This window comes from gamma proteobacterium symbiont of Axiagastus rosmarus (assembly GCF_059730925.1).
In genome coordinates this window covers 2409514-2436505 of sequence record NZ_AP035925.1, presented here as the reverse complement: position 1 = coordinate 2436505, position 26992 = coordinate 2409514, and the positions used below count along the sequence as shown (strand labels likewise).

Sequence of the window (26992 nt, the reverse complement as noted above, 5' to 3'; positions counted from 1 at the left end):
TGAGAAGCAGGTGCGCACGGCGGCGCACCTGACGTCAGGGTTATTTCGCCGCGTTTAGCGTCGGCATTGAGGGGATGTCGCGTGTGCTGTTACAGGTTTTATCTTTCGGACAATACTTATCCAGCAGCTTCAGCGTTACGCCGTTGGTCCAGCCAAAACCGTCCTGCAGCGGATACTCGCCGCCACCACCACCGCCCAGCTGGGCGCCGTCGACCACATACTTCTCAACCAGCTTGTGCTCGCGATCGTAAGTTTGCTGCACATTTTGCAGGAAGCGCTGACCAATCTGCTGCGCCAGCTGGTTCTGCTTATAGTGCTCCAGACCTTCGACCGCTACCCACTGCAGCGGGGCCCAGCCGTTAGGCGCATCCCACTGCTGGCCGTTGTTTACCGTCGTGGTGACCAGCCCGCCCGGTTTCAGCAGCTGTTTTTCCACGGCGGCGGCGGTACGTTCCGCCTGTTTGTCGCCCGCCAGCTGCATATACAGCGGGAACAGCGTGGCGGCGGTGAGCTGATTGTGCACCTGCTTTTTCTGGAAATCGTAGTCGGCATACCAGCCCTGTTTGTCATCCCACAGGTAACGATTGATCGCCGCCTGGCGCTTCTCTGCATCCGCCGCAAACTGCTGCGCTTTATCATTCTGTTTTGCCAGCTTCGCGGCTTTCGCCAGCGTCTGCTCCAGGTGGAACAGCAGACTGTTGAGGTCAACCGGGGCCAGCTGGGTGGTGCGAATCGAGGCCAGATTGTGCGCATCGGTGAACCAGCGTGAGCTGAAGTCCCAGCCCGAGGCGGCGCCCGCGCGCAGATCGCGATACACCTGCTGTTTATTGCGCTCAGGCGCTTTTTTCGCGGTGTTGACATCGTCCAGCCAGGATTCGGTGCGCGGCACGTCACGGTCATCCCAGTAGCGATTGAGCAGGGTGCCGTCGCTCAGCTTCACCACGCGCTTGCTCGCCTGGCCAGCAGCCACCTTGTCGCTGTCCGCCATCCAGTAGTCATACTCTTTTTGCAGCTGTGGCAGATACTGGCGGTAGACATCATCTCCCTTGTGGCTGGCCAGCAAATCCACCATCAGGCTGAAGAACGGCGGCTGCGAGCGGCTGAGATAGTAGCTGCGGTTGCCGTTGGGGATGTGGCCGTACTTGTCCAGCTCGCTGGCGAAGTTGTCCACCATATCCTGCACCCGATCCCAGTGGCCGCTCTCTGCCAGCCCGAGCATGGTGAAGTAGCTGTCCCAGTAATAGACTTCGCGGAAACGCCCGCCCGGCACCACGTACGGTTTCGGCAGTGGCAGCAGCGAATCGTACTGGCTGGCCGTTGGCGTGCTGCGCGTCAGCACCGGCCACAGGCCATTGATGTGCGCGCGCAGGCTCTGGCCGGCGGGCGGCACGTATTTATCCTGCGCTTTGGGCAGGGTGAAGTTGGTTTCCACGAAGCGCCTGAGATCGAAATTACGCTGATTTTTCTGCATCTGCCAGTCGGCGAGAATCGACGCCGGGTCATATTTGGGGACCGCATCGGCAAAGGTTTTCTGGTCCGGATAAAATCTGGCCTGCTGCACGGCACTGAATAGTGGGCCGAGTCGCACATCCGGCGGCTGCGGCTGGGCGCTGAGCATGCGGCTGTTATCCTCAGCGTGCACAGCAGACGCGCTCAGCAGCGCCGCGCTGAGCAACAGGGTAAGACGCGCAGGCGTAAACACTACATTTTTTATCATCGGTTTTTCTCCTTGTCCGAAAAGGTGGTGCGCTAACGCATTGACCACCCGAACAACTTTAGACGTTAACGCGCCGCTTAGCCTTTTGCAGCGGCGGAAATGTGAAGCCTTCGCGATTAATCGCCGGAAAATTGCGGTGCGGCGCGGGTTTTTACTTGCCCTGCGCCGCTATTTGACTGAGGCTGAAAGAAAAAAAGGAGAGCAGTATGGAGATCATCTGGTATCACCCGTCACTGAATCCGCAGCCGTGGCTGGACGGCATGCGCCAGCGTCTGCCGTCGGTTCGCATCCGCCAGTGGCAGCCGGGCGACAGTGCGCCCGCCGACTACGCCATTGTGCGATCGCCGCCGGTGGAGATGCTGGCGGGACGGGCGCTGCGTGGCGTATTCGCCATGGGGGCCGGCGTGGACGAAATTTTGCGGCAGCTGCGCACGCACCCTGAGATGCTGGCAGATGCGGTGCCGCTCTACCGGCTGGAAGACACCGGCATGGCACGCCAGATGCAGGAGTATGCGAACTGGTGCGTGCTGGGCTGGTTCCGCCGCTTCGCCGACTATCACCAGCAGCAGCGACAGGCGCTGTGGCAGCCGCTGCCGGACCGCGAACGTGCTACTTTTACCATTGGCGTGCTGGGGGCGGGCGTGCTCGGCCGCAGCGTACTGGAGAGCCTGCGCCAGTGGGGCTTCCCGCTGCGCTGCTGGAGCCGCTCGCCGAAGCAGATAGCGGGGGTCACCACCTTTCATGGCCGCGACCAGCTAACTGAATTCCTTGCCGGCACGCAGATACTGATTGATTTGCTGCCCGCCACGCCGGAAACCAGCAACCTGATCGATAGCGCGTTTCTTAGCGCGCTACCGCACGGCGCCTGTTTCCTCAATCTCGCGCGCGGTGCGCACGTGGTGGAGGCCGATCTGCTGGCGGCGCTGGAGAGCGGTCAGCTGGCCGCCGCCGCGCTGGACGTATTCCAGGTGGAACCGCTGCCAGCCGCGAGTCCGCTGTGGTCTCATCCGCGTGTCATGATTACCCCGCATAATGCCGCCACCACCTTGCCGCATGAGGCGATGGACTATATCGCCGGTGCCATCACGGCACTGGAGCAGGGCCAACAGCCGCGCGGTCTGGTCGATCGCCAGCGTGGCTATTAATTCAGCAGAGGAGAAGAGGATGTATCCCGTCGATTTACATATGCACACCGTGGCCAGCACCCATGCGTACAGCACGCTGCACGATTACGTCGCGCAGGCGAAACAGAACGGCCTGAAGCTGTTCGCCATTACCGATCACGGTCCGGACATGGCCGATGCGCCGCACTACTGGCATTTTGTCAATATGCGCATCTGGCCGCGCGTGATTGACGGCGTCGGCGTGCTGCGCGGCATTGAAGCCAACATCAAAAATCAGCAGGGTGAGATTGATTGCAGCGGGCCGATGCTGGATGCGCTGGATTTGATCGTCGCCGGCTTCCATGAGCCGGTCTATGCGCCGCGCGACAAGGCTCACCACACCGAAGCGATGATCGCCACCATGGCCAGCGGACTGGTACACATCATCAGCCATCCGGGTAACCCGAAATTCCCGGTGGATATTCGCGCCATCGCGGAAGCCGCCGCGCACTACGATGTGGCGCTGGAGATCAACAACTCGTCATTTACCCATTCGCGTCCGGGCAGTGAACCTAACTGCCGTGCGATTGCGGAAGCGGTGCGTGACGCCGGTGGACGGCTGGCGTTTGGCTCCGATTCGCACACCGCCTTTACCCTCGGCGATTTCGAACACTGCCTGCGTATTACGCGCGAAGTGGATTTTCCGCAGGATCGCGTGTTAAATGTCACGCCGCGTCGCCTGCTCGACTTTCTCGAACAGCGCACCGGCAAACACATTGCGGAATTTGCCGACTTTTAACTTTTTTGCCTCAAGGAATTCTGTTGCATGAATGAGTTTTCCATTCTCTGCCGCGTCATCGGCTCGCTGTTTAATCGCCAGCCGCAGGACCCGCTGCTGGTGCCGCTGTTCACCCTGCTGCGTGAAGGCAAACTGAAAGAACAGTGGCCGCTGGAGCAGGATGAACTGCTGACCCGGCTGCAGCAGAATAGCGATCCGCAGGCGCTGGCGGCGGATTACAACGCGCTGTTCGTCGGCAGCGACTGCAGCGTACCGCCGTACGCCTCACAGTGGCCGAACGGACCGCAGGAAGCCGAGGTGCGGGCGTTTTTAACCTCACGCGGTATGCCACTGAGCGAGTCGCCGGCCGATCACTTTGGCGTGCTGCTGCTGGCGGCCTCCTGGCTGGAAGATCAGTCTGCGGAAGATGAGGCGGCAGCCCAGCTGGCGCTGTTCGATGACTACCTGCTGCCGTGGTGCGGTGCCTTCCTCGGTAAAGTGGAAGCCCACGCCACCACCGCGTTTTATCGCACGCTGGCGGCGCTGAGCCGTGAGGCGATTCAGGCGATGTATGACGAACTGCGTGAAGAGGGCGACGACGCCTGAGTCGTCACCAGCAGGGATGGCTGCTGCCGGGCAGCTGCGCCGGTGCCCCGCACAGCATCGGCGTACCGGGCAGATAAGCCGCGGCGCGCAGGCGCTCGCCAATCCCCCAGCGATTGATCTCCAGCGCGCTCAGCGCATCGTGCGGCTGCGGCGTAATGCCACGCTGTTCGCCTTGTGGCGCTGCGCCGTGCTGCTGAAGCAGCAGCGCGGTACGCGCCAGCGACAAACGCGCCTGCCAGCCGGTGCCGTTAACGCGGCGCTGGCGTAATCCTTCCAGCACCGCGGCCGCCATCATATAGCCGGTGGCGTGATCCAGCGCCTGCACCGGCAGCGGCGTCGGTTTAACGCCTGCCTGCCAGCGCATACCCTGTTCGGCGATGCCGCAGGCCATCTGCACCAGGCTGTCAAAACCGCGCCGGTTGCGCCACGGCCCGTGCCAGCCCCAGGCGTTGAGGCTGACATCCACCAGCCCCGGCGCCAGCCGCTGACGGCTCTCCGCATCCAGCCCCAGCTTTTCCAGTGCGTCCGCGCGGTAGCCGTGCACCAGCACGTCCGCATGCTGTAGCAGCGTAATCAGCCGATCGCGCCCGGCGCGGGTTTTGATATCCAGCTGCGCGCAGCGTTTGCCGCAGTTGATCTCCTCTTCCAGCGTCGGTTCACGCCAGCCGGGCGGATCGATGCGCAGCACCTGCGCGCCGAGGCTGGCCAGAAAGCGGGTCGCTACCGGTCCGGCAATGATGCGCGTCAGATCCAGCACCCGCACGCCCAGCAGCGGTCGCGCCGGCAGCAGCGCCCAGCCCGGCGTGGGCGCTTCGCCGGTTGCCCGTTGGGCAATCAGCGCTTCTTCGCTTACCGCCAGCCCCTGCGCGTGCTGCTGCCACTGCTGTGCGCTGCGCATCCAGGCGGCACAGCCGCCGGCGTCGACCACGGCCTGCTCCAGCGCGTGTCCCTGCCAGCGTGCCACCACCGCCGCCAGCGATGACCGATCGGCGTGCTCGCCCAGCACGCTTGCCATGGCGGCGCGATGATGCGGTGCGTTGGTGTGCAGGCGGATCCAGCCATCCTCGCACGGATAGTCACCGGCCAGCGCGTCCCACTGGTCGGCTGGCGGACGGTTTAGCGGCGTCAGGCTGTGCTGAAACCAGCGCGAGGCCAGGCGGACGTTGACGCTGACCGGGGCCGGACGCTCCAGCAGATCGCTCAGCGCCTGGCTGGCGAGGCCGATGCTGGTGGCGGCGAGTTCGCTAACGGCAAAAGCCGAGGGGAAGCTGTCGGTCTGAAGAAAGTGGATCGTCGGCGCGTGTTCCGCACCCCGCAATCCCTGCCACAGTTGCTGCCACAATGCGGCAGCGCGTTGAGAATCCATGCTAAACCTCCGGAAAACACGCGAGCTTCAAGCATAGCAGAGTGGATTAGCGGCGGCGCAGACGCGGAAAGCGGGCATGCATGCGCAGGTTACGCAGGTTAATCACCGCAATCGTCGTCCCCAGCACCACCAGCGACGCACCCAGAATTTTGAAGCTGTTCATGCTGTCGCCCAGCACCAGCACGCCCATCAGTACCGCCAGCACCGGCGTCAGCAGCGAGTAGGGCATGATCAGGTTGACGTTATATTTTTTCAGCAGTGCATACCACAGCGTGTAGGCGACAATCGACGAGGCGAGGGCGCTGTACAGGATGCCAAACCAGCCGCGCCAGCCGGCGTGGCTCAGCGCGGTAAACTGCTGCGATTCAGTCAGCCACGAGGCCGCGCCGACAATCGGCACCGCAAGGAAGGAGATCCAGCCGGTCAGCGTCAGCGGTTTAATCGGCGGCGACTTTTTCACAATCATGTTGCTCACCGCCCAGCCGGTGGCGCTGCACAGCAGAATACACAGCACCCACCACGCCGGAATTGTCGGGCTGCCGGAGAGCACCACCACCCCGGCCAGCGAGATGGCGATACCGCACAGCTGCACCAGCCGCAGTTTCTCCTTCAGCACCACCATCGCCAGCAACATGGCAATCGGCGTACCCAGCTGGACCACAATGGCGCCGGTGCCGGCATCGGTATAGCGCATGCCGACAAACAGCAGCGAAAAGTGCATGAAGCCAAAGGTAAACGCCAGCGTCAGCAGCCACGGCAGCTGGGCGCGCGTGATGCGGCAAAACGGCACCAGCACGATGGCCACCACGACAAAGCGCATCCAGGTGAGAAACAGCGGCGGAAGCTCCAGCAATCCCCATTTCACCGCCACGTTATTGAAGGCCCAGATGCAAACTACCATCAGAACCAGAAAAAAATGCCGCACCGCCACGCTGCTGTCCTTGGTTTGAGAAAGGTTGTCACCGTCTAATGATGGCACGAAGGCGATCGGTTAGCGCAGGCGGGCGGTGCTTTTTTTCGCGCTGGCATGAGCTTATGCCAGAAAAATACAGGACAAGGCGCAAAATTACTGTCAGAGTGGATGTCCGAAACACGATCATTTGAGGACCGTATTCGGCATGACACAGACCCGCACCTTACCCCTTGCTTTGATTCAACTCGAAACGCCGCCGCCGCAGGTGGTGGCAAAAATTGGTGAACAACCACAGTGGTTTATTACAGCCCTGGCGCTACAGCCGGATGATTATGTCATTGTGCGGCCGCATCTCGGGGAAGAGCTGCCGGCTTTCTCTGGCATTAGCGGCGCGATTTTCAGCGGTTCGTGGGCGATGGTAACCGATCACGCCGACTGGAGCGAGCGCACCGCCGCCTGGATTCGTGCGGCCATCGACGCGCAACTGCCGCTGCTCGGCGTTTGCTATGGTCATCAGCTGATGGCCTATGCGCTGGGCGGTAAAGTGGGTGATAACCCGAACGGCTGGGAGCGCGGGCTGAAAACCCTGACGCGCACCCCGCACCGCGATCCGTGGCTGGCACAGTTGCCGGAGGCCTTCCCGGCGTGGTTGTCGCACCGCCAGTCGGTGCTGGTACCGCCGCCGCAGGCACAGGTGCTGGCGCGTTCAGCGCTGGATGGTTGCCAGATCCTGCGCTATTCGCCGCAGGCGCTGTCAGTGCAGTTCCATCCGGAGTTCGACCATAACATCATGACCGCCTGTCTGCCTTCCGGCGTCAGCGATGATGGCGCGCAGCTGTCAGGCGAAGACTGGGCGCGCGAGCTGCTGCAGCGTTTCTGGCAGCAAACGCGCCCGCAGGCGCAGGCTCAGGGCGCGTAATGCCGCGTACAGCGATAAACCCAGGCGGGGGGCATATTTTTCAGCACCCGCTGGCGCTGCCAGGTGAAGTAGCGTGACAGGCTGGGCTGCGTCAGCGAGGTGTATTGAAACTGGACAAACACGCCACGCGACCCCAGTCCTTCATGCACCGCGCTAAGAATGGCGTCGCGCGTTACGGGCGGCAGCGACAGCAGCGGCAGGCCGGAAAAAATCACGTCGTACTCCCCGGACAGATATTCTGCCGAGCAGGCGCGCACCTGCATGCGCGCATCGTTCCAGCGGCGTAACCCTTTTACCAGTTCGGGACTGATTTCAAATACATCCAGCCGCGCCTGCGGTGCCATATGTGCCAGCAGATGACGGGTCAGCACGCCGTCGCCGGCGCCCAGCTCGGCAATGCGCAGGCTGTGCTCCCAGTTGACCGTTTCACACATGGCGCGACACAGGGCGGCTGAAGAGGGCGTGATGCTGCCCATTTTGCGCGGATTGCGGATAAATTGCTGAACGAAGTTCGCTTTGGCGCGCATTACCATCAGGGCTGAAGCCAGCATCTTGTTCTCCTGTTCACGGGTCTGCTTCATATTGACCGCACAAATCGCACATGTTCCGCTTTTCATCGCGCTTATGGCCAAACTCGGAATTATCTGTCTGCGACAGGCGCAGGTTATGGCGTGACGGCAGGGCAGTTTCTTAATGCCTTCTTTTCCTTCGATGCGGTCACAGTTTCCCGCTGAGCGATCTGACAGGCTGGCATTGTTCGCTCAATGTTAATAACAAGTTTAAATGTTGTTAATCGCTACTCTGTCCCGCAAGGAGAAACACCATGCGTTACGCTGCTCCGGGAGAAACCGGTTCTCTCATCCACCTGCAATCGCGTTATGGCAACTTCATCAACGGCGAATTTGTTCCGCCGGTAAACGGTAACTATTTTGTTAACACCACGCCGATCAACGGTTCGACCATCGGCGAATTTCCGCGCTCGGATAAACAGGATATCGACAACGCCGTGGCCGCCGCGCAGGCCGCTGCGGACGCATGGGGCAAAACCTCGCCGCAGGCGCGTTCGCTGCTGCTGCTGAAAATTGCCGACCGGCTGGAAGCCAATCTGGAAGCCATCGCGGTCAATGAAACCTGGGATAACGGTAAGCCGGTACGTGAAACCCTGGCGGCTGATTTGCCGCTGGCGGTTGACCACTTCCGCTACTTTGCCGGCTGCGTGCGCGCCCAGGAAGGCACCGCGGCAGAGATCGACGAATTCACCGCCGCCTACCACTTCCATGAGCCGCTTGGGGTCGTCGGACAAATTATCCCGTGGAACTTCCCGCTGTTGATGGCGGCGTGGAAACTGGCGCCGGCGCTGGGTGCCGGTAACTGCGTGGTGCTGAAGCCCGCCGAACAGACGCCGCTCTCCATTACCCTGTTGATGGAGCTGATTAAAGACCTGGTGCCGCCGGGCGTGATTAACGTGGTGCACGGCTACGGCAAAGAGGCCGGCGAGGCGCTGGCTTCGCATCCGGGTATCGCCAAGATCGCCTTTACCGGATCGACCGCCACCGGCGGCCACATTCTTGAGCTGGCGGCAAAAAGCCTGATCCCGTCCACCGTCGAGCTGGGCGGCAAGTCGCCCAACATTTTCTTTGAAGACATCATGCAGGCGGAGGAGAGCTTCATCGAAAAAGCGGCCGAAGGCGTAGTGCTGGGCTTCCTCAATCAGGGCGAAGTCTGTACCTGTCCGTCACGCGCGCTGGTGCAGGAGTCGATTTTTGAGCCGTTTATGGCGGCGGTGATGAAGCGCATCCAGACCATTAAACGTGGCGATCCGCTCGACACTGAGACCATGATCGGCGCGCAGGCGTCGCAGCAGCAGTTCGACAAAATTCTCTCTTACCTGGAGATTGCTCAGCAGGAGGGCGCGCAGGTGCTGCACGGCGGCGGGGTGGAAAAAATCGGTGAGGCGTTTGCCAGCGGTTACTACATTCAGCCGACGCTGCTGAAAGGTGATAACAGCATGCGCGTCTTCCAGGAGGAGATTTTCGGACCGGTGGTCGGCGTGCTGACCTTTAAAGACGAAGCGGAAGCGATTGCCATCGCCAACGATTCGATTTACGGCCTCGGTGCGGGCGTGTGGACGCGCGATATTAACCGTGCTTACCGCGTAGGTCGCGCGATCAAAGCCGGTCGCGTCTGGACCAACTGCTATCACCTCTATCCGGCGCACGCCGCGTTTGGCGGCTATAAAAAATCCGGGATTGGCCGTGAAACCCACAAAATGATGCTCGATCACTACCAGCAGACTAAAAATCTGCTGGTCAGCTACAGTACGCAGCCTCTCGGCTTTTTCTGATTTAACCGGCAGCGGTGCGCGCCGCTGCCGCCTTCATGGCAACGTCACACAGCCCTGTCACAGTGCTGACAGAAAAAACAGATTATTCCCCCTGTTATTAAGACGCGTCTTGTCGATATTAAGAGACGTGAGTTTATACAGTAACGCACCGTTTTTAAGGAGAGAAGATGAACACCCTGTACCACTTTCAGGAGCAGCACGACGAAGTGCTGGATGCGGTCGAAGAGAATATCATTACCGTAAATCTGCCGGGCCGCCAGGCGATCTACGTGATTGGCCAGAACGACGACGATGCCGATCTGTTGCTGGACGTGCAGCTGCGCGGTGTGTGAGCGCAGCAGGGGCTGGCAGACAAAAAAATCCGCAGCTTTTACGCCGCGGATTTTTTTATTGCTGGCCGGCTTATTTCACGCAGGCAGCACACTGGTTGTGGATCTGCTGGAAGAAGTCATTGCCTTTGTCATCCACCAGGATGAACGCCGGGAAGTTCTCCACTTCAATTTTCCAGATCGCTTCCATGCCCAGTTCGGCATACTCCACGCACTCCAGACTCTTAATGCTTTGCTGCGCCAGCACCGCCGCCGGGCCGCCAATACTGCCCAGATAGAAGCCGCCGTGTTTATGGCAGGCATCAGTGACCTGCTGGCTGCGGTTACCTTTGGCCAGCATCACCATGCTGCCGCCGTTAGCCTGCAGCAGATCGACGTAGGAGTCCATGCGGCCGGCGGTGGTCGGACCGAGTGAACCGGACGCGTAACCTTCCGGCGTTTTCGCCGGGCCTGCATAGTACACCGGGTGATCTTTGATGTACTGCGGCAGACCTTCGCCGTTGTCGATGCGCTCTTTCAGTTTGGCGTGCGCAATATCACGCGCCACGATGATGGTACCGTTCAGCGACAGACGCGTTGCCACCGGGTAAGCGGAGAGCTGGGCGAGGATCTCGCTCATCGGGCGATTGAGATCGACGCTGACCACTTCGCCTTCACCCTGCTGACGCAGCGCTTCCGGGATATAGCGACCCGGATTGTCTTCCAGCTTCTCGATCCAGATGCCTTCGCGGTTAATTTTGGCTTTGATGTTGCGGTCAGCCGAGCAGGAAACGCCCATGCCCACCGGGCAGGATGCGCCGTGACGCGGCAGACGCACCACGCGGATATCGTGAGCAAAATATTTACCGCCAAACTGCGCGCCGAGGCCGAGTTTCTGCGAGGCTTCCAGCAGTTCCTGTTCCAGCTGCACGTCACGAAACGCCTGACCGTGTTCGTTGCCTTCGGTCGGCAGCGAATCGTAATAGTGGGTTGACGCCAGCTTGACGGTTTTCAGCGTGCTCTCAGCGGAAGTGCCGCCGATGACAAACGCAATGTGGTACGGCGGACAGGCCGCCGTGCCGAGCGACATCATTTTATCAATCAGGTAGTTTTTCAGCTTCGCTGGTGTGATCAGCGCTTTGGTTTCCTGATACAGATAGGTTTTGTTAGCAGAACCGCCACCTTTGGCGATGCACAGGAATTTGTATTCGTCGCCGTCAACGCTGTAGAGATCGATCTGCGCCGGCAGGTTGGTGCCGGTGTTGACCTCTTTATACATATCAAGCGGCGCATTCTGCGAGTAGCGCAGGTTATCTTCGATAAAGGTGTTGTAAACGCCCTGAGACAGCGCAGCTTCATCGCCACCGCCGGTCCAGACGCGCTGGCCTTTTTTACCCATGATGATGGCGGTACCGGTGTCCTGGCAGGTCGGCAGCACGCCTTTGGCGGCGATTTCCGAGTTGCGCAGGAACTGCAGCGCCACGTATTTGTCGTTCTGGCTGGCTTCATCGTCCGCCAGAATTGACGCCACCTGCTGCTGATGTGAGGCGCGCAGCATAAAAGAGGCATCGTGGAACGCCTGCTGCGCCAGCAGCGTCAGCGCTTTCGGGTCGACTTTCAGGACTTCTTCGCCGTCAAAGTTGGCCACCGAAACATGGTCGCGGCTCAGCAGATAGTACTCGGTATCATCTTTGGCGAGAGGAAAGGGATTCTGGTAGTAGAAGGGTTTGTTCGACATGTTGGCTCACTTAGCTTCGTGTTGCCCGCCAGCATGACGGGCGACAAATTAGGCGATCTGTTATTCGATTTTCTCTCGCCAGTCCGCGGCAAGAGCTGACTGGCGAGTATCATACCACTTTAACGTTGTTACGCGGCTGCGTTTTTAACATCAAAGCAACATCATCAGAACATCATCACCATCCACGGGTAGGCAATGACCATCAGCGCCACCAGGAACAGGGCACCAAAGATGGTACCGAGACGCCAGTAGTCTTTGGTTGGCAGGTAGCCGCTACCGTAGTAAATCGGGCTTGGGCCCGTGCCGTACGGGGTGATAATGCCCATCACACCCAGTGAGGTACACATCATCAGGCAGAACACCGGCATGTTGATGCCCGGAATCGAGGCGGCAATGGTCAGCATGGCAGGCAGCAGGGCGGTGGTGTGCGCCGTGGTGCTGGCGAACAGATAGTGCAGCAGGTAGAAGGCGACCAGCAGTACCACCGCAGACACCTGCGGGTCGTAGCCGTGCAGCAGCAGCGCACCCTCTTTACCCAGCCAGGCGATGAAGCCCACGCGCGCCAGACCATCAGCCAGTGCGACCAGCGTGGCAAACCAGGCGAAGGTGTTCCAGGCGGCTTTGTTGCTGGTGATGTCGTTCCAGTTCAGCACGCCGGTCCACAGCATCAGCACGATAACCAGCAGGGCGGCCATCGCCGGTTCAATCCATGCAGTGGCGAAGATCCACATCATCAGCGCAGCGACCACGAACACCAGCAGCAGAATTTCATTGCGCGACAGCGGACCCAGTTTCTCCAGCTCGGCTTTAGCCCAGCGTGGCACTTCGTCATTCACTTTCACTTCTGGTGGATAGAGCCAGTAAGCCAGCAGCGGCATGGTGAGAATCAGCAGGATCCCCAGCGGCAGGAAGGCGAGGAACCACATGCCCCACGAGATATCAAAGCCAACCACGCTTTTTACCAGCGCCAGCGCCAGCAGGTTAGGGGCCAGCGCGGAGAGGAACATTGAGCTGGTGATACAGGCGGCGGTGATAGCAACCCACATCAGGTAAGAACCAATTTTGCGTGCGCTTGGGTCGTTAGGTTTAGAACCGTACAGCGGCGGCAGGTTGGCAATGATGGGATAGATCGTCCCGCCGCTGCGCGCGGTGTTGGATGGCGTAAACGGTGCCAGCAGCAGGTCGGCAAAGGTGATGGCATAGCCGAGCGTCAGGCTGCGACGGCCGAGATATTTCACCAGAATCAGCGCCAGGCGGCGACCGAACTGGGTTTTATCGTAGCCGGCGGCAAACATGAAGGCGCCGAAAATCAGCCACACGGTGGAGTTGCCGAAGCCGCTCACCGCCCATTTAAACGCCTGTCCGGCCGTTTTGAACTTCGGATCGGCCAGTTCTGCCGGGCTGAACAGCACGTACTGGCTGAACAGCGCGATGATCACCACACCGGTCAGGCCGATGACCGCGCCCGGCAGCGGTTCGAAGATCAGGCCGACAATCACCCCGACGAAGATGGCGAAGAAGTGCCACGCGTACGGCTCCAGCCCGGCAGGGGTGGGCACCAGCAGCAACAGCACGGCAACCACGATCGGCAGGCACAACATGACTAGCCGGTTCTTTTTCCCCGGTGCGGCAGGTGGCGCCTTTAGGGGTTCACTCTGGGTTGTTTGTGTATTCATAGTTTTGGTCTGCAAGTTATGGGAATGCGATTGACGGCCCGGTCGGGTTGATTTTTTTAGTTACGAAACGCTTGTAGCAGATCAACCGGGACGTTTTAAAGTGTCTTTTACATGAATCTTCGTTATTGCAATTTTGCTTCGCGAATTATCAATTGAATGACGCTATGATGCGATTAATTAAAATATCTATTTTGATCTGGATCAATAAAATTATTAGCGGGTTTTTTGTTTTAACGTTTTGCGCCGTAATAAATGAACCAACAGGTGTAAAATATGTGTTAAAAGTGAACGGAACGGCAAAAATACCGCCATAATTGGGCGAAAGTCGCTTTTTATCTCTTTGATATTACTTCATTTGTTTTAAATGTAAGGAAAAAGTTGATTTTTGTCAAGTATTGGTTAAAACTTAGCGGAGCGCGGATTTCAGCAATGAGCAATAAAAAGTATTTTCACGCGTAAAACTTATATAACTAACATTCTGGGTTATGTAACTAAATAAAATGGTATATTTATACCATGAAGTCGGACCACTTAAATTAATTATAAAGACCTCCGAACTGCCAAAGAATTGAATACACGATTTCTTAATTCTGGAGTTGCTCATCATGAATACGCTCACCCCGATTCTTAATCCGCTGACCTTACCGAAAGGGGCGGTGCTGAAAAACCGCCTGGTGATGGCCCCGATGACCACCTGTACCGGCTATTACGACGGCGGCGTGACCAGCGATCTCGTTGAGTATTATCGCGTGCGTGCCGGCAGCATCGGCACCGTGATCGTCGAGTGCGCCTTTATCGATAACCGCGGTCCGGCGTTCCCGGGCGCTATCGGCATCGACAGCGACAACAAAATTCCCGGCCTGGCCAGAATTGCGCACGCCATCAAGTCCCAGGGTTCCAAAGCCATTCTGCAGATTTACCACGGCGGCCGCATGGTTGAGCCGGCGCTGATCGGCGGGAAAACCCCGGTCGCGCCCAGCGCTATCGCCGCGCCGCGTGAAGGCGCCAGCACCCCGCAGGCGCTGACGGCGGAAGAAGTGGAGGTGATGATCACTAAGTTTGGTGATGCGGTGAACCGCGCCATCAAAGCCGGCTTCGACGGCGTGGAGATCCACGGCGCTAACACCTACCTGATTCAGCAGTTCTACTCGCCTAACTCTAACCAGCGTGACGACAAATGGGGCGGCAGCCGCGACAACCGCGCGCGCTTCCCGCTGGAAGTGCTGGAAATCACCCACAAAATGGCGGAGCGCTTCGCCGCAGCGGATTTCATCATCGGCTATCGCTTCTCGCCGGAAGAGCTGGAAGTGCCCGGTATCCGCTGGGACGACACGCTGTACCTGCTGGAAAAACTGGCGGCGCGCGGGCTGGATTACGTGCACTTCTCCGTCGGCCAGCTGCTGCGTCCGTCGATTGTCGACACCCAGGATCCGACGCCGTTAATCAGCAAATACATTGAACAGCGCTCGGCGACGCTGGCGAAAGTGCCGGTGATTGGCGTTGGCGGCGTGGTGAACAAAGAGGATGCCGAACTGGCGCTGGCCTCGGGCTTCGATCTGGTGGCGATTGGTAAAGCCTGTATTGCCTATCCGGACTGGGCCGATCGCATCATCAAAAACGAGCACATGGATCTGTACATCGACAGCACCAAACGCGAAGCGCTGACCATTCCGGAACCGCTGTGGCGCTTCTCGCTGGTGGATGCGATGATCCGTGACGTCAGCGATGGCCATCGTAAGTACAAAGCCGGCGTTTACCAGGCGAAAGTGGAAGCCGAAGCGCTGAAGCTGAAAATCAACGTAACGCTCGACACCGACCGTATCACCGACATTTCGCTGGTGCCGGATCCTAACCTCGACGTCGATTTCACCAGCACCTTTGAAAGCCTGCGTGAACGTATTCTGGTGGCGAACAGCCCGCACGTCGATGCCATCACCGGTGCTACCACGCAGAGTGAGGCGCTGAAGAAAGCGGTATCGCGCGCGCTGACCACCTCCAGCAAAGAGTATGTGATTGAAGAGGGCGGTAACCCGAATGCGCCGGTCAATTACGATGTGGTGGTGGTTGGTACCGGCGGGGCCGGTCTGGCGGCGGCGATTCAGGCGCACGATGACGGCGCGCGCGTGGTGATCATTGAGAAGATGCCCACCATCGGCGGTAACACCATCAAAGCGTCGGTGGGGATGAACGCGGCGGAAACCCGTTATCAGAAACTGAAAGGCATCGAAGACAGCAAAGAGCTGTTCTACGAGGAAACGCTGAAAGGCGGCAAGTTCAAAAACAACCCGGTGCTGCTGCGTGAGTTCGTTGAGCGTGCGCCAGAAGCCATTGAGTGGCTGGCGGCGAAAGACATTGAGCTGAGCGATATCACCATCACCGGCGGCATGAGCATTGACCGTACGCACCGTCCGGAAGATCGCTCGGCGGTGGGCGGCTTCCTGATTAGCGGCCTGGTGAAAAACGTTAACCAGCGCAACATCGAAGTGCTGCTGGAAACCTCGGTGGCCGAGATCCTGTTTGAAAACGGTGCGGTGACCGGCGTGAAAGTGGTTGATGAGTACAACGACAGCCGCATCCTGAATGCGAAAAGCGTGATTGTGGCCACCGGTGGCTTCAGCGCCAACCGCGAGATGGTGGTGAAATACCGTCCGGAGCTGGATGGTTTCGTCACCACCAACCACAAAGGCGCCACCGGCAGCGGTATCGCCATGCTGCAGAAAATTGGCGCCGAGACCGTCGACATGGGTGAAATCCAGATTCACCCAACGGTTGAGCAGACCACCTCGTACCTGATTTCCGAAGCGATGCGCGGCGGCGGGGCGATTCTGGTCAGCCAGGCCGGTAAGCGTTTCTACAATGAAATGGAAACCCGTGACAAAGTTTCTGCCGAGATTATCGCGCTGCCGGAAAAAAGCGCGTGGATCGTGTTCGATGAGCAGGTACGTGCCAACAACAAAGCGGCGGACGAATACATCGCCAAAGGCTTTGTGATTAGCGCGCCAACGCCACACGAGCTGGCGGTGAAACTCAACATGGATCAGGAAACGCTGCAAAGCACGCTGGGCCGTTACAATGAGTTTGTAATTAACCAGAAAGACGAAGACTTTGGCCGTGCCACCGCGCTGCGTCATCCGCTCAATCAGGGGCCGTTCTTCGCGATTCGTATCGCACCGGGCGTGCACCACACCATGGGCGGCGTGACCATCAACACCGAGACCGCGGTGCTTGACGCGCAGAAACAGGTGATTCCTGGTGCCTGGGCGGCGGGTGAAGTGGTCGGCGGTATCCACGGTGCGAACCGCATCGGCGGTAACGCCGTCGCCGATATCATTATCTTTGGTATCAAAGCGGGTCGTAATGCCGCTAAACTGGCGTTAGGTAACTAAGCTATCACGATGCCCGCGCCCTGCGGGCATCGTTCTCTTGCGGGGCCACAATGACAAGCGACGCTGGCGTCCATTCCTATTCTGCCGTCCTCATGGGTTCGCCCATTCTGCTCAAACTGTTCGAAGACAATCCCACGCTGGCCAGCCAGGTCTTTCGCCTGATCAAACAGCAGGAAAACCTGTTTACCGTCAACCGCGCCGAATCCGAAGTGATGGCCATTAATCACGCCGCCGGACGCCATCCGGTGGTGGTGAGCGCGCCGGTGTTTGAGCTGATTAGTGTGGCGCACGCGGTGAGCATCCTGCCGGACAGCGCGTTTAACTTCACCATCGGTCCGGTGGTGAAACGCTGGAAGATTGGTTTTCAGGGGCGTGAAGTGCCGCCCGCAGCGGAGATTGAGGCGCTGCTGCGCCTGACCGATCCGCATCAGGTGGTACTGGATGCCGAACAGCACTCGGTGTTTCTGCCGCTGCCGGGCATGGAGATCGATTTGGGCGCCATTGCGAAAGGCTACATCGCCGATGTGGTGCAGGCATTTCTGCGTCAGCAGGGTGTTGCGCAGGCGCTGATTAATCTCGGTGGCAATGTGCAGACGCTCGGCAGCCCGCCGCATCAGCCGCAGGGCTGGGGCATCGGGCTCAAAAAACCGTTTGGCCGGGACGATGAGCTGCTGGGTACGCTGCAGGTGCAGGGCAAATCGGTGGTGACGTCCGGGATTTATGAGCGCTACTTTGAACGCGACGGCCGCTGCTGGCATCACATCTTTGATCCGCGCACCGGCTATCCGCTGGACAATGCGTTATTGAGCGTGACGGTGATTGCCGATCGCTCGCTGGATGGCGATATCTATACCACGCTGCTGTACGGCATGGGCGTAGAGCAGGGGCTGGCGTATCTCGCCGGCCAGCCTGATATCGACGCGGTGTTTGTCACCCGCGATCGGCAGATTATCTGCTCGCCGGCGCGCCATTTCCGCTTCAGCCAGCTGGATTTCAGCTGGCAGCTGCGTCATTGACAGTACTGCTGCAGCAGCGAATGGTACTCCGGCTGCAGGCGATAGCGATACACCGGTCGGCCGGTGGCGCCGTAGTGAATGCTGGTGAACAGAATATTAATCTGCGCCAGCCAGATCAGGTATTTGCGACACGAAACGCGCGAAATGTTCACCTCTGCCGCCAGCTCGTCGGTGGAGAACTCATGGCCGGGATGGGCGTCAATCCACTGACACAGCGTGCGCAGCGTCTGCGGCGTTAAGCCTTTCGGCAGCCGTTTGTTGTCGTGCTGGGTGGCCGGGCTGCCGTGCATCAGCAGATCGAGGTCCGACTGCTGATAATAGTGCTGATTGTCCATCAGCGATTTTTTCTGCCGCCAGCCGGTCAGCGCCTCTTCAAAACGCGGGAACTGGAACGGTTTGATCAGATAATCCACCACGCCGTAGTGCAGCGAGGTTTTGATGTTCTCCGCATCGGCCGCTGACGAAATGATGATCACTTCCACCGAACTCTGCGCCTGGCGCAGCTCCGGCAGCAGATCGAGCCCATTTTCCTGCTGCATATAGATATCCAGCAGCACCAGGTCGATCGGCGTTTCGCTATTAAACAGGAACTCGCGCGCCTGCTGCAGCGTTGCGGCGGTACCCACGCAGTGAAAGCCCGGCACCTGGCCGATAAAGCTGCGGTTCAGCTCGGCCACCATGGCGTCATCGTCGACCACTAACACGTTAATCATGCGGTTTGGTTCCTCCATCCCACGGAAGTTGGACTAAAAATTGGGTGAACACGCCGGGCTCGGACTCCACGCTGACGCTGCCGCCGAGGTGCTCCGTCTGCTGTTTCAGCAGGAACAGGCCGACCCCGCGATCCTCGCCTTTGGTGGAGAAGCCCTTGTCGAACACGGTTGCCAGATGCTGCGGCGCAATGCCCGGTCCGTCATCGCTCACTTCACAGGTCAGCCAGCCGTTCTGGTAGTGCAGCATGACGTGGATTTCGCCCTCGGTCTGCTCGCTCATCGCATCCAGCGCATTCTCCACCAGGTTGCCGACCACGGTGATCAGCGCCGCCATTTGCTGCTCGTTGCCGCTGTCCGGCAGGTAACTGGCATCGCTGATGGTCAGGCGATGGCCGCAATCAGAGGCGCGGTTAATTTTGCTGAGCAGAAAACCGGCAATCACCGGTGATTTGATCTTCTCCAGCAGGAAGCCGATTTCCGTCTGATAGTTATTAGCGGTCTTCAGAATATAGGCTTCTACCTGCGCATAGTTTTTCATGTGCAGCAGGCCGAGGATCACGTGCAGTTTATTCATGAACTCGTGCGAGCGCTCACGCAGGGCATCAACATAGTTTACCATGCCGGTCAGACGCTGCATCAGCTGGCTGATTTCGGTCTTGTCCCTGAAGGTGCAGACCGCGCCGATAATGCGTCCCTGACTGCGCACCGGCACGGTGTTGCTCAGCAGCAGACGGCCATTGACGTTGAGCTCCTCATCGCGCCGTGCGCGACCGCCGTTGAGCACTTCCTGCAGATGCTGGTCGATCACCGAAGCATCATAAATGCGCGCGGTACTCACTACGCTGCTGCCCATTTTATCGCTCAGCAGCTGGCGCGCCGCCTGATTGACCAGCGTCACCTCGCCCTGATCGTCCATCGCCACCACGCCTTCCTTGACGGAGTTGAGGATCGCCTGGCGCTGCTCAAACAGGGTGGAAATTTCGTAAGGCTCAAGGCCGAACAGGATGCGCTTCAGCACGCGCACCAGGATAAAGGTGCCAACCGCGCCGGCAAAAGTACCGATCAGAATGGTCCACAGAATGCTCCAGCGACTCTGGTTGATCTGGTCGGTGACCGCCTCCAGCGAGATGCCGATAGCCACCACGCCAATCTGCCGCTGCTGGGCGTCATACACCGGGGTAAACACGCGCAGCGATTTGGCCAGCGAGCCCTGATTCACGGAGACATTCTCGTTGCCGCGCAGCGCCGGTTCGATGTCCGGGCCGATAAAGTGTTTGCCCACCAGCTCCGGATTACGGTGTGAGTAGCGGATGCCATCCATGTTGGTGATGCTGATAAACAGCAGATGGTTGCTCTCTTCCACCGCTTTGGCGATGGGCTGGATAGCGGCCCGATCGGGCGGCAGGCGCAGCGCCTGCTGAATTTCGGGGGATTTCGCCAGCGTGCGCGCTACCGCCATGGCTTTATCCTCCAGCTGGCTGCGCGTCGCGGCGCCAATCTGGAAGAAATAAAACATGTGTACGCTCAGCAGCACCAGCACAATCACCGCGCTGAGCATCAGCGTTACCAGGGTGTTGAGCTTCATCGGTCGCCTGCGCACCGGCGTGGCTTGCTGTGGTGAGATCATGGTCGTGCTCTGCGGAAAACGGGGGGCTATTATGACGGATAATCCGCAGCGGGTCGCGCTAAATGCAGGAAGGCCGTCAGCGATGACGACCTTCCGTGGGGGAGAGCGGGCGGGTTAACCCTGTTTCACCCGGTTAGCGAAGCTTTTCCGCAGTTTCTGCAGCTTCGGCGGGATCACCGCCAGGCAGTAACCATTGCGCTGACCCGCGCCATCCCAGTAATCCTGATGATAATCTTCTGCCGGATACCAGGCTTTCAGCGGCTCGATAGTGGTCACCACCGGCACGCTGTGATCTTCCTGCGCGCGGGCAATTGCCGCAATCGCTTCGGCTTCCTGCTCCGCGTTAGCCGGGAAAATCGCCGAACGGTACTGGGTGCCGACATCATTACCCTGACGGTTCAGCTGGGTAGGATCGTGGGTGGCAAAGCTGATGTCCAGCAGATCGCCGTAGCTCACTTTCTCCGGATCGAAGCCTACGCGAATCGCTTCGGCGTGGCCGGTCGCACCGCTGCACACCTGCTCGTAGGTAGGATTAGGACGTTCACCGCCGGTGTAACCACTTTCGACTGACTCGACGCCAATCACATCTTTGAATACTGCTTCGGTGCACCAGAAACAGCCACCCGCGATAATCGCATATTCGGTTGCCATTGTTTTACTCCTGTCAGGGCGAAAGCGTTAGAGTGGGGGTTCAGCACGCTGAATTCAAGCCGCTTTCTGTTAACATTTCTGGCGCAACCCGGCGCGGCTTAGCCCGCCGCTGCTCGCTCATCACGCGTAAACGGCCTGGGCTGATCGCATGCAGCATCATTTGGCCTTCACGCGCGGCACGTCACTAATACGCGTGGTGTAAGCCGGAGACAGCATGTCGCGTTTCATCGCCCAGGGTTTCTGGATGCCCTGACCGGCAAACCACAAGGCACCCCGCTGGTGGGCGTTGATCTTATCCATCAGCGCCATCAGCTGATCGCTGTTACGGCGCGGCTGATAGTCAGCAAACAGATCAAGCTGCGCCACCCCGTCGCTGAAGAAGTCTCCCAGCATCACGCCGCCTTTCAGGTAGCGCTTGCCGGGAATCCAGATGCGATCCAGACAGTTGAGCGTGGCCTGAATAATGTCGCGGCTGTCGGCGGTAGGGGTAATCAGCGTCTGGCTTGCGGCGTTGGCATAGTAGGGCTGATGCGGATCGTGCGGGCTGGTGCGGATAAAGGTGCCGATGTAGCGGCAATACTGGCGCTCGCTGCGCAGTTTCTCCGCTGCGCGTGCCGCATAGCTGGCGATGGCTTCGCGCATATCCTGATAATCGGTAATGCGATCGCCAAACGAGCGCGAGCAGAGGATATTTTGCCGGTGCGGAATCACCTCTTCAAACGCCAGGCAGGGTTCGCCGCGCAGCTCGCGCACGGTGCGCTCCAGCACCACGCCGAAATGCTTGCGGATCAGCGCAGTGGGCGTCTCCGCCAGCTGCAGAGCGGTTTGAATGCCCATCAGGTTCAGCTTGTTCGATAAACGGCGGCCGACGCCCCACACTTCCTCTACGCCCACCCGCTGCATCAGGCCGCGCTGGCGCGCCGGATCAGAGAGGTCCATGACGTTTTCGGCTTTGGTCCAGCGTTTGGCCGCCCAGTTAGCCAGCTTGGCGAGGGTTTTCGTTGGCGCGATGCCGACGCCCACTTTCAGGTGCGTCTCTTTCCACAGGCAGTCACGTACCTGCTGTCCAAAGCGCGTCAGCGAGGTGTAACCTTCAATTCCACTGACATCAAGAAAGGCCTCATCAATCGAGTAGACATCCACGCGCGGCGCCAGCCGGTCGAGCGTCTCCATCACGCGCGCCGACATGTTGCCGTACAGCGCATAGTTAGATGAAAACACCACCACCTGATGACGCATCAGCTCGTCGCGATGTTTAAACCAGGGCGCACCCATTTTGATGCCGAGCGCCTTCGCTTCGCGGCTCAGCGAGATAATGCAGCCATCATTGTTTGACAGCACCACGATCGGCCTGCCGCGCAGATCCGGGCGAAACACGGTTTCGCAACTGGCGTAGAAAGAGTTTACGTCGACCAATGCATACATCATCGGCACCCTGAGAATACTGTATATAAAAACAGTATAGGTCAGATGCAGGAAAAATGAGAAGCAGAAATCGATCTGTCCGGCCAGGTTGCTTATGGGGGAAAAGAACAGAGTGGTTACAGACAGCAGGACGAAAAAAACGGCGTTCCCGTCAGGGAAACGCCGTGGGCCAGGGGCGAGTTACTGCGCGAGAAAAAAACGTGTCACTGCCTGGTCTGACTGAACGTCAGGGCGCCTTCTTGCTGCCTGCTTCCGCTCCGGTAATCGGGTCGATCAGCGGATCGGATGCGGTGCGTGCTGCCAGCGCGTCAATGTCGCGCTGCTCATCCGGCGACAGCGTCACAGAAGGCAGACCATCGCCGCCATCCACCGCCGGTTGCGGATCGGCCACATAATCGAAGTTGTCATCGGAGTTCCAACTACCACGCACGTCATCACCTTCTGACATGTTGTAGTAGTTGTGCGCATACTGCTCAATTGGCGGCAGCTTGCCCGGTGGGAAGTTGTCGCGAATGGAGTACAGCGCTTTCTCAAATGAAAGCTGGTGCGCGGCTTCACGCGTCATCAGGAAGCCTAACGCATCCTTTACGCCAACATCGTCAGTGACGTTGATCAGGCGTTCATAGATGATTTTGGCGCGCGCTTCGGCGGCGATATTAGAACGCAAATCCGCCGTCACTTCGCCGATGGTATCCACGTAAGCCGCGGTCCACGGCACGCCGCCGGAGTTGGTCAGCGGCGGACCACCGCCATAAAGAATCGAAGTCAGATGGCTATCGTTACCGGCACCCGTGATTGAGCGATACAGTTCGCCTTCCTCTTCAGTGCCTTCGGCCAGCTTGCCTTTGGCGCCTTTATTGAGCATGCCAACCAGCGAGCCGATAATCTCAAGATGGCTGAGCTCTTCGGTAGCGATATCCATCAGCAGGTCGCGGCGTCCTAAATCCTCATCGCCGAGGCCCTGGGTAAAATAGCGCATGGCCGCAGCCAGTTCGCCCTGCGGACCGCCAAACTGCTCTAACAGCAGATTGGCCAGGCCCGGGTTCGGCGCACTGACGCGCACCGTGTACTGCAGTTTCTTAACGTGTCGAAACATAGCTCACCTCAAAAAGTCTCTTACGAAAAGAGAAAATCAGCGTTTCGCTTTCGCGTCCGGGTCTTCGCTGCGCAGCAGGAACTGATCGGTCAGTTCAGGCATGTGCGTTAACATCCAGTCCGCCATCGCGATCTCCTGCTCACAGATCTGTTTGAGAATGGCCACGCTCTCCTGATCACCGGCACGCGTGGCGGCGCTGATCAGGCTGGTGTAGCTGCCAATCTCGGCATTCTCGAACACGTAGCCGCTGATAGCGCCTTTCACCACTTCGTCTTCCGCGAAGGTACCGCCGAAGGCCTGGCCCATGGCAGCCATTTTCCCCATAACGTCTTTCACGCTGGAGTGGGAAATGCCGTGACGGTCGAGAATGGATTCCAGCAAAGACTGCTGCTGGCGGGTTTCTTCGATGTGCTGCTCAATGCGTGCACGCAGCTGCGGGTAGTTTTCCAGGCGTTTTGCCATCTGTTCGAGCATGGTTTCGGCCTGTTTTTCCATGGCATGAGCGTCGCGCAGCCAGTCGTGATAATGTGAGAGTGCGGATGTGGTCGTCATATCTACCTCCGTTGTACGGCAGTCGCGTTACTGTTTTTCCGCGATATCCGTGAGTTTTTCATCGGTGGATTTTTCTTCTGCCAGCGTGGCAGCCAGCAACTCTGCGGCCTGGTTCAGCTCCAGCTTTTTCGCCATGGCCACCAGCGTGCCGTAAGTGGCAATTTCGTAGTGCTCAACCTTCTGCGCTGCGCCGATCAGGCCAGCATCGCGCACCGGGCCGGCTTCGGTGGATTCAATCAGCTCCTGCGCTTCTTCTACCAGGCCTTCCAGCGCGTGGCACTTCATACGCATGATGCGCAGCTCATCGTGGCTCTCTACGACCTGATCGAGGCGCTCAATTTGTCCCTGGGTCTCTTCCAGATGTTGCTGAAAAGCGTTTTTTAAACTTTCATCGGAGGCTGCCCGGACCAGTTTGGGTAACGCACGGGTGATCTGTTTCTCCGCGCTGTAAACGTCCGAAAGATCGTGAATAAAAAGATCGAGTAGCGATTTAACTTTCATGGAATATTCTCCGAATCGGTGATTAACGGGAGGCTGAAGCCATTTAGTGATAACGCGATTAAGAGAGGGAATGAAACGAAGCAATAAATCCCTGTCATCCTGTTGATGACGGAGCATTCCCTGCTCCGAGACATTCCTTACTCTGCGTTACAGCGCATCAGGAATCGCGATGGCTATTCTGTCCGCCTTTTTTGCCGGCTTCGGACGCTTTCTCACGGTCGTTTTTGAAATTACCGCCGCTGTTTTGTCCGCCTTTTTTACCCGCTTCAGATGCTTTCTCTTTGTCTTCTGCGAAATTACCTGAACCGCCTCTATGCTCTGTCATACTATTACCTCGTGATGAGTAATAAATAACATGACGCATCTGCCGCCATGCATGTTTTGCACACTTAATACTAATGCAGGCTGCCTCACTGACAAGCGCGACGGTTATATTTTTCACGCCTCGCTAACGCTATATTAATGAGAAGGCTGGAGATTGTGGTGTAAAATAACCACGCTATTTTTAGCGAGCCGGTCAATATTACGGTCTCGCTTTTAACCCGCCTGATGATTATTTATGCTCAACACATTTTCCTCCGGTGGGATTTTATCCGCCCGGCTTATTTATTTACGTTTAATCATTGAACGGCGAAGCGGCGCTAAATAGCGTCGAGCAGACGGTTCAATTCCGCCAGACTAAAAAGGGTCGCTTTGCGCACAACTTCTTCACCTTCACCTGAAAACCATTGCCGGCTGGTGTGCACGCTGCCATCTGCCAGACACCATGCAAACCACACGGTGCCGGCTGGCGTGCCGTCCTCACCGCCGTCCGGGCCGGCATAGCCACTGACGGCAATAGCCAGCGTATCCCCGGAGAGCTTTTTCGCGCCGCAGGCCATCTCCCGTACCGCGGCTTCACTGACGGCGGTATCACGCGCCAGCGTCTCTGCGCTGACGCCCAGCACGCGCTGCTTCGCCTGATTGGTGTAAGTAATAAAGCCGCTGCTGTAAAAGCGGCTACTGTCGCTGGCGGCCGCCAGCGCGGAACCGACCCAGCCAGAGGTGCAGGATTCGGCGGTGGTGACGCTCAGGCCGGCGGCCAGTAATTTATTACCCACTTCGGTCGCTAAATTAACCAGTTCTTCATCCATATTCTGTATCCCTTGTCAGAGTGAAATTAATAAACGCCGTCTCTGCCGCTGCTCATATGCATTGCCAGCGGCGTGCATCCGAATTATAGGAGTAATTTCTGCACCGCTGCTCAGCCGAATTAAACTGTTACCGAAGCTCCCGGCGTTTACCGCTAAGCTTAAAACTCAGAACGAAGAGGGAATAACCGGAGCGACATGATGTCAGCTAATTAACCGCAAGAGGAATAACACCATGAAGAAAGATGAGTTAGCCAGCCGTGATTATCCGGTGCAGGAGGATATGCGCTGGCAACGCAGGGAAAGCGTGATACAGCGTATCGGTGAATACGTGCTAATGGTGATTGTGATCCTGGGTGCCTGCGGGTTGTTTTCCAAAGGCATATTAAGCGACGGGCAGGCGCAGTCGGCTGATGGTTCCGTCAGCATTCGCTATGAACGTTTTGGTCGCATCGACAGCAATATGAACCTGCGGATTCGCGTGGCACCGCAGAGCGGCGAGCATTTCACCGTCACGCTAGGCAGCGGCGCGTTAGACGATTTGCAGATCCAGACGCTACAGCCACAGCCACAGCAGGCCATCACGCGGGATAACACGCTGCAGCTGACTTACGCCAGCGAGGCGGCAGAAGGTCATGTGATCTGGCTGGGGATTCAGCCGCAGGCGGCGGGACGGGTTGCGCTGAGAGTGCACGTCAATCATCAGGTACCGGTAAAGGTATCGCAGTGGATTTACCCATAAAAGGAGAGCGTTATGGAAACGGTATTACGCGCAGCCGCCATTTATCTGTTGTTAATGGTGGTATTTAAAATTGCCGGTCGACGCACACTGCTGCAAATGACCTCATTCGATTTGATTCTGCTGCTGATTATTAGCGAAGCCACACAGCAGGCATTGCTGGGTGATGACTTTTCCGTTACCGGTGCCAGCCTCACCATCATTACCTTAATCACTATTGATATTGTGCTGGGCAAACTCAAAGCGCGCTTTCCGCTATTCGAACAAATGGCGGAGGGAGGACCGCTGGTTTTGGTGGAGCATGGCCGGATATTAACGCAGCGGCTAAAAATGTCGGGCATCAGTCGGGAAGATATCCTCGAGGCCGCGCGTTCAGGTCAGGGGCTGGAACGCATCGATCAAATTAAATACGCGGTGCTGGAAGTGAGCGGTCATATTTCCATCATCCCGGAAAATTCAGATAAAACTGAAAAATAGCAACAATCTCTCAATACTTGTTTGTGATGCAGATCACACTTTTGTTAATTAATTGATTTTATACCACTAAAATTATTTTGTACAAGTTTGAAAAAAAATCTTTACAAGCAACCCGCTATAAGCGCAGCGGTGAAAATAACCATTTGCGCATGGCTTTTTGTCAGCGCAAATATGCATATTAAATGTTGTTTTATCTCCAATCCCATCCATA

General features: G+C 58.1%; 25 protein-coding genes. 10 read left to right on the top strand and 15 right to left on the bottom strand.

The window, feature by feature from the left end:
* Nucleotides 1-40 precede the first annotated feature (40 nt).
* On the bottom strand, nt 41-1717 hold the full coding sequence (gene treA / locus AC6I8F_RS11385) for an alpha,alpha-trehalase TreA (RefSeq protein WP_262263906.1): 1677 nt from the start codon (nt 1715-1717) through the stop codon (nt 41-43).
* 206 nt (nt 1718-1923) lie between these two features.
* Between treA and ghrA the strand changes: the two genes are divergently transcribed.
* The 3 genes from ghrA to AC6I8F_RS11370 are packed head-to-tail and all read left to right on the top strand — an operon-like array spanning nt 1924 to nt 4204.
* The gene (gene ghrA, locus AC6I8F_RS11380) at nt 1924-2862 is read left to right on the top strand and encodes a glyoxylate/hydroxypyruvate reductase GhrA (RefSeq protein ID WP_058776499.1); all 939 of its coding nucleotides are present in this window, start codon (nt 1924-1926) and stop codon (nt 2860-2862) included.
* Between the two features lie 19 nt (nt 2863-2881).
* Nucleotides 2882-3619 carry a phosphatase gene (locus AC6I8F_RS11375; protein WP_021506351.1) on the top strand — a complete coding sequence of 246 codons (738 nt, stop codon included), beginning with the start codon at nt 2882-2884 and terminating at the stop codon, nt 3617-3619.
* A gap of 27 nt (nt 3620-3646) precedes the next feature.
* Nucleotides 3647-4204 carry a TorD/DmsD family molecular chaperone gene (locus AC6I8F_RS11370; RefSeq protein ID WP_104092832.1) on the top strand — a complete coding sequence of 186 codons (558 nt, stop codon included), beginning with the start codon at nt 3647-3649 and terminating at the stop codon, nt 4202-4204.
* A gap of 4 nt (nt 4205-4208) precedes the next feature.
* On the opposite strand, the gene AC6I8F_RS11365 is transcribed toward AC6I8F_RS11370, so the two are convergent.
* Complete coding sequence (locus tag AC6I8F_RS11365; RefSeq protein ID WP_498028036.1) at nt 4209-5570, bottom strand: CoA transferase; 1362 nt, start codon at nt 5568-5570, stop codon at nt 4209-4211.
* Between the two features lie 46 nt (nt 5571-5616).
* Nucleotides 5617-6501 carry a DMT family transporter gene (locus AC6I8F_RS11360; protein ID WP_136547911.1) on the bottom strand — a complete coding sequence of 295 codons (885 nt, stop codon included), beginning with the start codon at nt 6499-6501 and terminating at the stop codon, nt 5617-5619.
* Nucleotides 6502-6688: 187 nt separating this feature from the next.
* Here AC6I8F_RS11360 and AC6I8F_RS11355 point away from each other — a divergent pair, with 187 nt between their 5' ends.
* On the top strand, nt 6689-7402 hold the full coding sequence (locus AC6I8F_RS11355; RefSeq protein ID WP_498009653.1) for a glutamine amidotransferase: 714 nt from the start codon (nt 6689-6691) through the stop codon (nt 7400-7402).
* Here AC6I8F_RS11355 and AC6I8F_RS11350 read toward each other — a convergent pair.
* Entirely contained in the window at nt 7390-7953 is a 564-nt protein-coding gene (locus tag AC6I8F_RS11350; RefSeq protein WP_498001142.1) for a class I SAM-dependent methyltransferase, read from the bottom strand. The two genes, AC6I8F_RS11355 and AC6I8F_RS11350, sit on opposite strands and share 13 nt — an antisense overlap.
* 272 nt (nt 7954-8225) lie before the next feature.
* On the opposite strand from AC6I8F_RS11350, the gene exaC reads away from it, so the two are divergent.
* Nucleotides 8226-9746, top strand: coding sequence for an acetaldehyde dehydrogenase ExaC (gene exaC, locus AC6I8F_RS11345; protein ID WP_021506345.1), 1521 nt, complete (start codon nt 8226-8228; stop codon nt 9744-9746).
* A gap of 167 nt (nt 9747-9913) precedes the next feature.
* Nucleotides 9914-10078, top strand: a complete 165-nt coding sequence (locus tag AC6I8F_RS11340) for a hypothetical protein (protein WP_021506344.1) — start codon at nt 9914-9916, stop codon at nt 10076-10078.
* A gap of 70 nt (nt 10079-10148) precedes the next feature.
* Here the strand turns inward: AC6I8F_RS11340 and fumA are convergent, their stop codons facing one another.
* Nucleotides 10149-11792, bottom strand: a complete 1644-nt coding sequence (gene fumA / locus AC6I8F_RS11335; protein ID WP_058769655.1) for a class I fumarate hydratase FumA — start codon at nt 11790-11792, stop codon at nt 10149-10151.
* Between the two features lie 164 nt (nt 11793-11956).
* Nucleotides 11957-13468: an anion permease gene (locus AC6I8F_RS11330; RefSeq protein WP_058769656.1), complete on the bottom strand. Its 1512-nt coding sequence runs from the start codon at nt 13466-13468 to the stop codon at nt 11957-11959.
* A 605-nt stretch (nt 13469-14073) separates the two neighbouring features.
* Between AC6I8F_RS11330 and AC6I8F_RS11325 the strand changes: the two genes are divergently transcribed.
* Together AC6I8F_RS11325 and AC6I8F_RS11320 are read left to right on the top strand one after the other, a co-directional pair.
* Nucleotides 14074-16854 carry a flavocytochrome c gene (locus tag AC6I8F_RS11325; protein WP_021506341.1) on the top strand — a complete coding sequence of 927 codons (2781 nt, stop codon included), beginning with the start codon at nt 14074-14076 and terminating at the stop codon, nt 16852-16854.
* 50 nt (nt 16855-16904) lie between these two features.
* On the top strand, nt 16905-17870 hold the full coding sequence (locus tag AC6I8F_RS11320; protein WP_498028035.1) for an FAD:protein FMN transferase: 966 nt from the start codon (nt 16905-16907) through the stop codon (nt 17868-17870).
* On the opposite strand, the gene dcuR is transcribed toward AC6I8F_RS11320, so the two are convergent.
* From dcuR to AC6I8F_RS11275, 9 genes are all read right to left on the bottom strand, one after another.
* Nucleotides 17864-18583, bottom strand: a complete 720-nt coding sequence (gene dcuR / locus AC6I8F_RS11315; protein ID WP_021506339.1) for a two-component system response regulator DcuR — start codon at nt 18581-18583, stop codon at nt 17864-17866. The two genes, AC6I8F_RS11320 and dcuR, sit on opposite strands and share 7 nt — an antisense overlap.
* Nucleotides 18576-20210 (bottom strand): sensor histidine kinase, encoded by a 1635-nt coding sequence (locus AC6I8F_RS11310; RefSeq protein ID WP_058769658.1) that lies wholly within the window; start codon nt 20208-20210, stop codon nt 18576-18578. Before AC6I8F_RS11310 ends, dcuR begins: the two co-directional genes overlap by 8 nt.
* A 114-nt stretch (nt 20211-20324) precedes the next feature.
* Nucleotides 20325-20861, bottom strand: a complete 537-nt coding sequence (gene msrA, locus AC6I8F_RS11305; RefSeq protein WP_021506337.1) for a peptide-methionine (S)-S-oxide reductase MsrA — start codon at nt 20859-20861, stop codon at nt 20325-20327.
* 156 nt (nt 20862-21017) lie between these two features.
* On the bottom strand, nt 21018-22286 hold the full coding sequence (gene umuC / locus AC6I8F_RS11300; RefSeq protein ID WP_021506336.1) for a translesion error-prone DNA polymerase V subunit UmuC: 1269 nt from the start codon (nt 22284-22286) through the stop codon (nt 21018-21020).
* 226 nt (nt 22287-22512) lie between these two features.
* Nucleotides 22513-23382 (bottom strand): manganese catalase family protein, encoded by an 870-nt coding sequence (locus AC6I8F_RS11295; RefSeq protein ID WP_058757631.1) that lies wholly within the window; start codon nt 23380-23382, stop codon nt 22513-22515.
* Between the two features lie 36 nt (nt 23383-23418).
* Nucleotides 23419-23934: a ferritin-like domain-containing protein gene (locus AC6I8F_RS11290; protein WP_021506332.1), complete on the bottom strand. Its 516-nt coding sequence runs from the start codon at nt 23932-23934 to the stop codon at nt 23419-23421.
* Nucleotides 23935-23961: 27 nt separating this feature from the next.
* On the bottom strand, nt 23962-24435 hold the full coding sequence (locus AC6I8F_RS11285) for a YciE/YciF ferroxidase family protein (protein WP_021506331.1): 474 nt from the start codon (nt 24433-24435) through the stop codon (nt 23962-23964).
* A gap of 157 nt (nt 24436-24592) precedes the next feature.
* The gene (locus AC6I8F_RS11280) at nt 24593-24760 is read right to left on the bottom strand and encodes a con-10 family general stress protein (protein ID WP_021506330.1); all 168 of its coding nucleotides are present in this window, start codon (nt 24758-24760) and stop codon (nt 24593-24595) included.
* A gap of 316 nt (nt 24761-25076) precedes the next feature.
* The gene (locus AC6I8F_RS11275; protein WP_058769659.1) at nt 25077-25568 is read right to left on the bottom strand and encodes a nicotinamide-nucleotide amidohydrolase family protein; all 492 of its coding nucleotides are present in this window, start codon (nt 25566-25568) and stop codon (nt 25077-25079) included.
* A 232-nt stretch (nt 25569-25800) separates the two neighbouring features.
* Between AC6I8F_RS11275 and AC6I8F_RS11270 the strand changes: the two genes are divergently transcribed.
* Nucleotides 25801-26307, top strand: coding sequence for a hypothetical protein (locus AC6I8F_RS11270; RefSeq protein ID WP_498028034.1), 507 nt, complete (start codon nt 25801-25803; stop codon nt 26305-26307).
* Between the two features lie 12 nt (nt 26308-26319).
* Nucleotides 26320-26781 (top strand): DUF421 domain-containing protein, encoded by a 462-nt coding sequence (locus AC6I8F_RS11265; RefSeq protein WP_058776508.1) that lies wholly within the window; start codon nt 26320-26322, stop codon nt 26779-26781.
* Nucleotides 26782-26992: the final 211 nt, after the last annotated feature.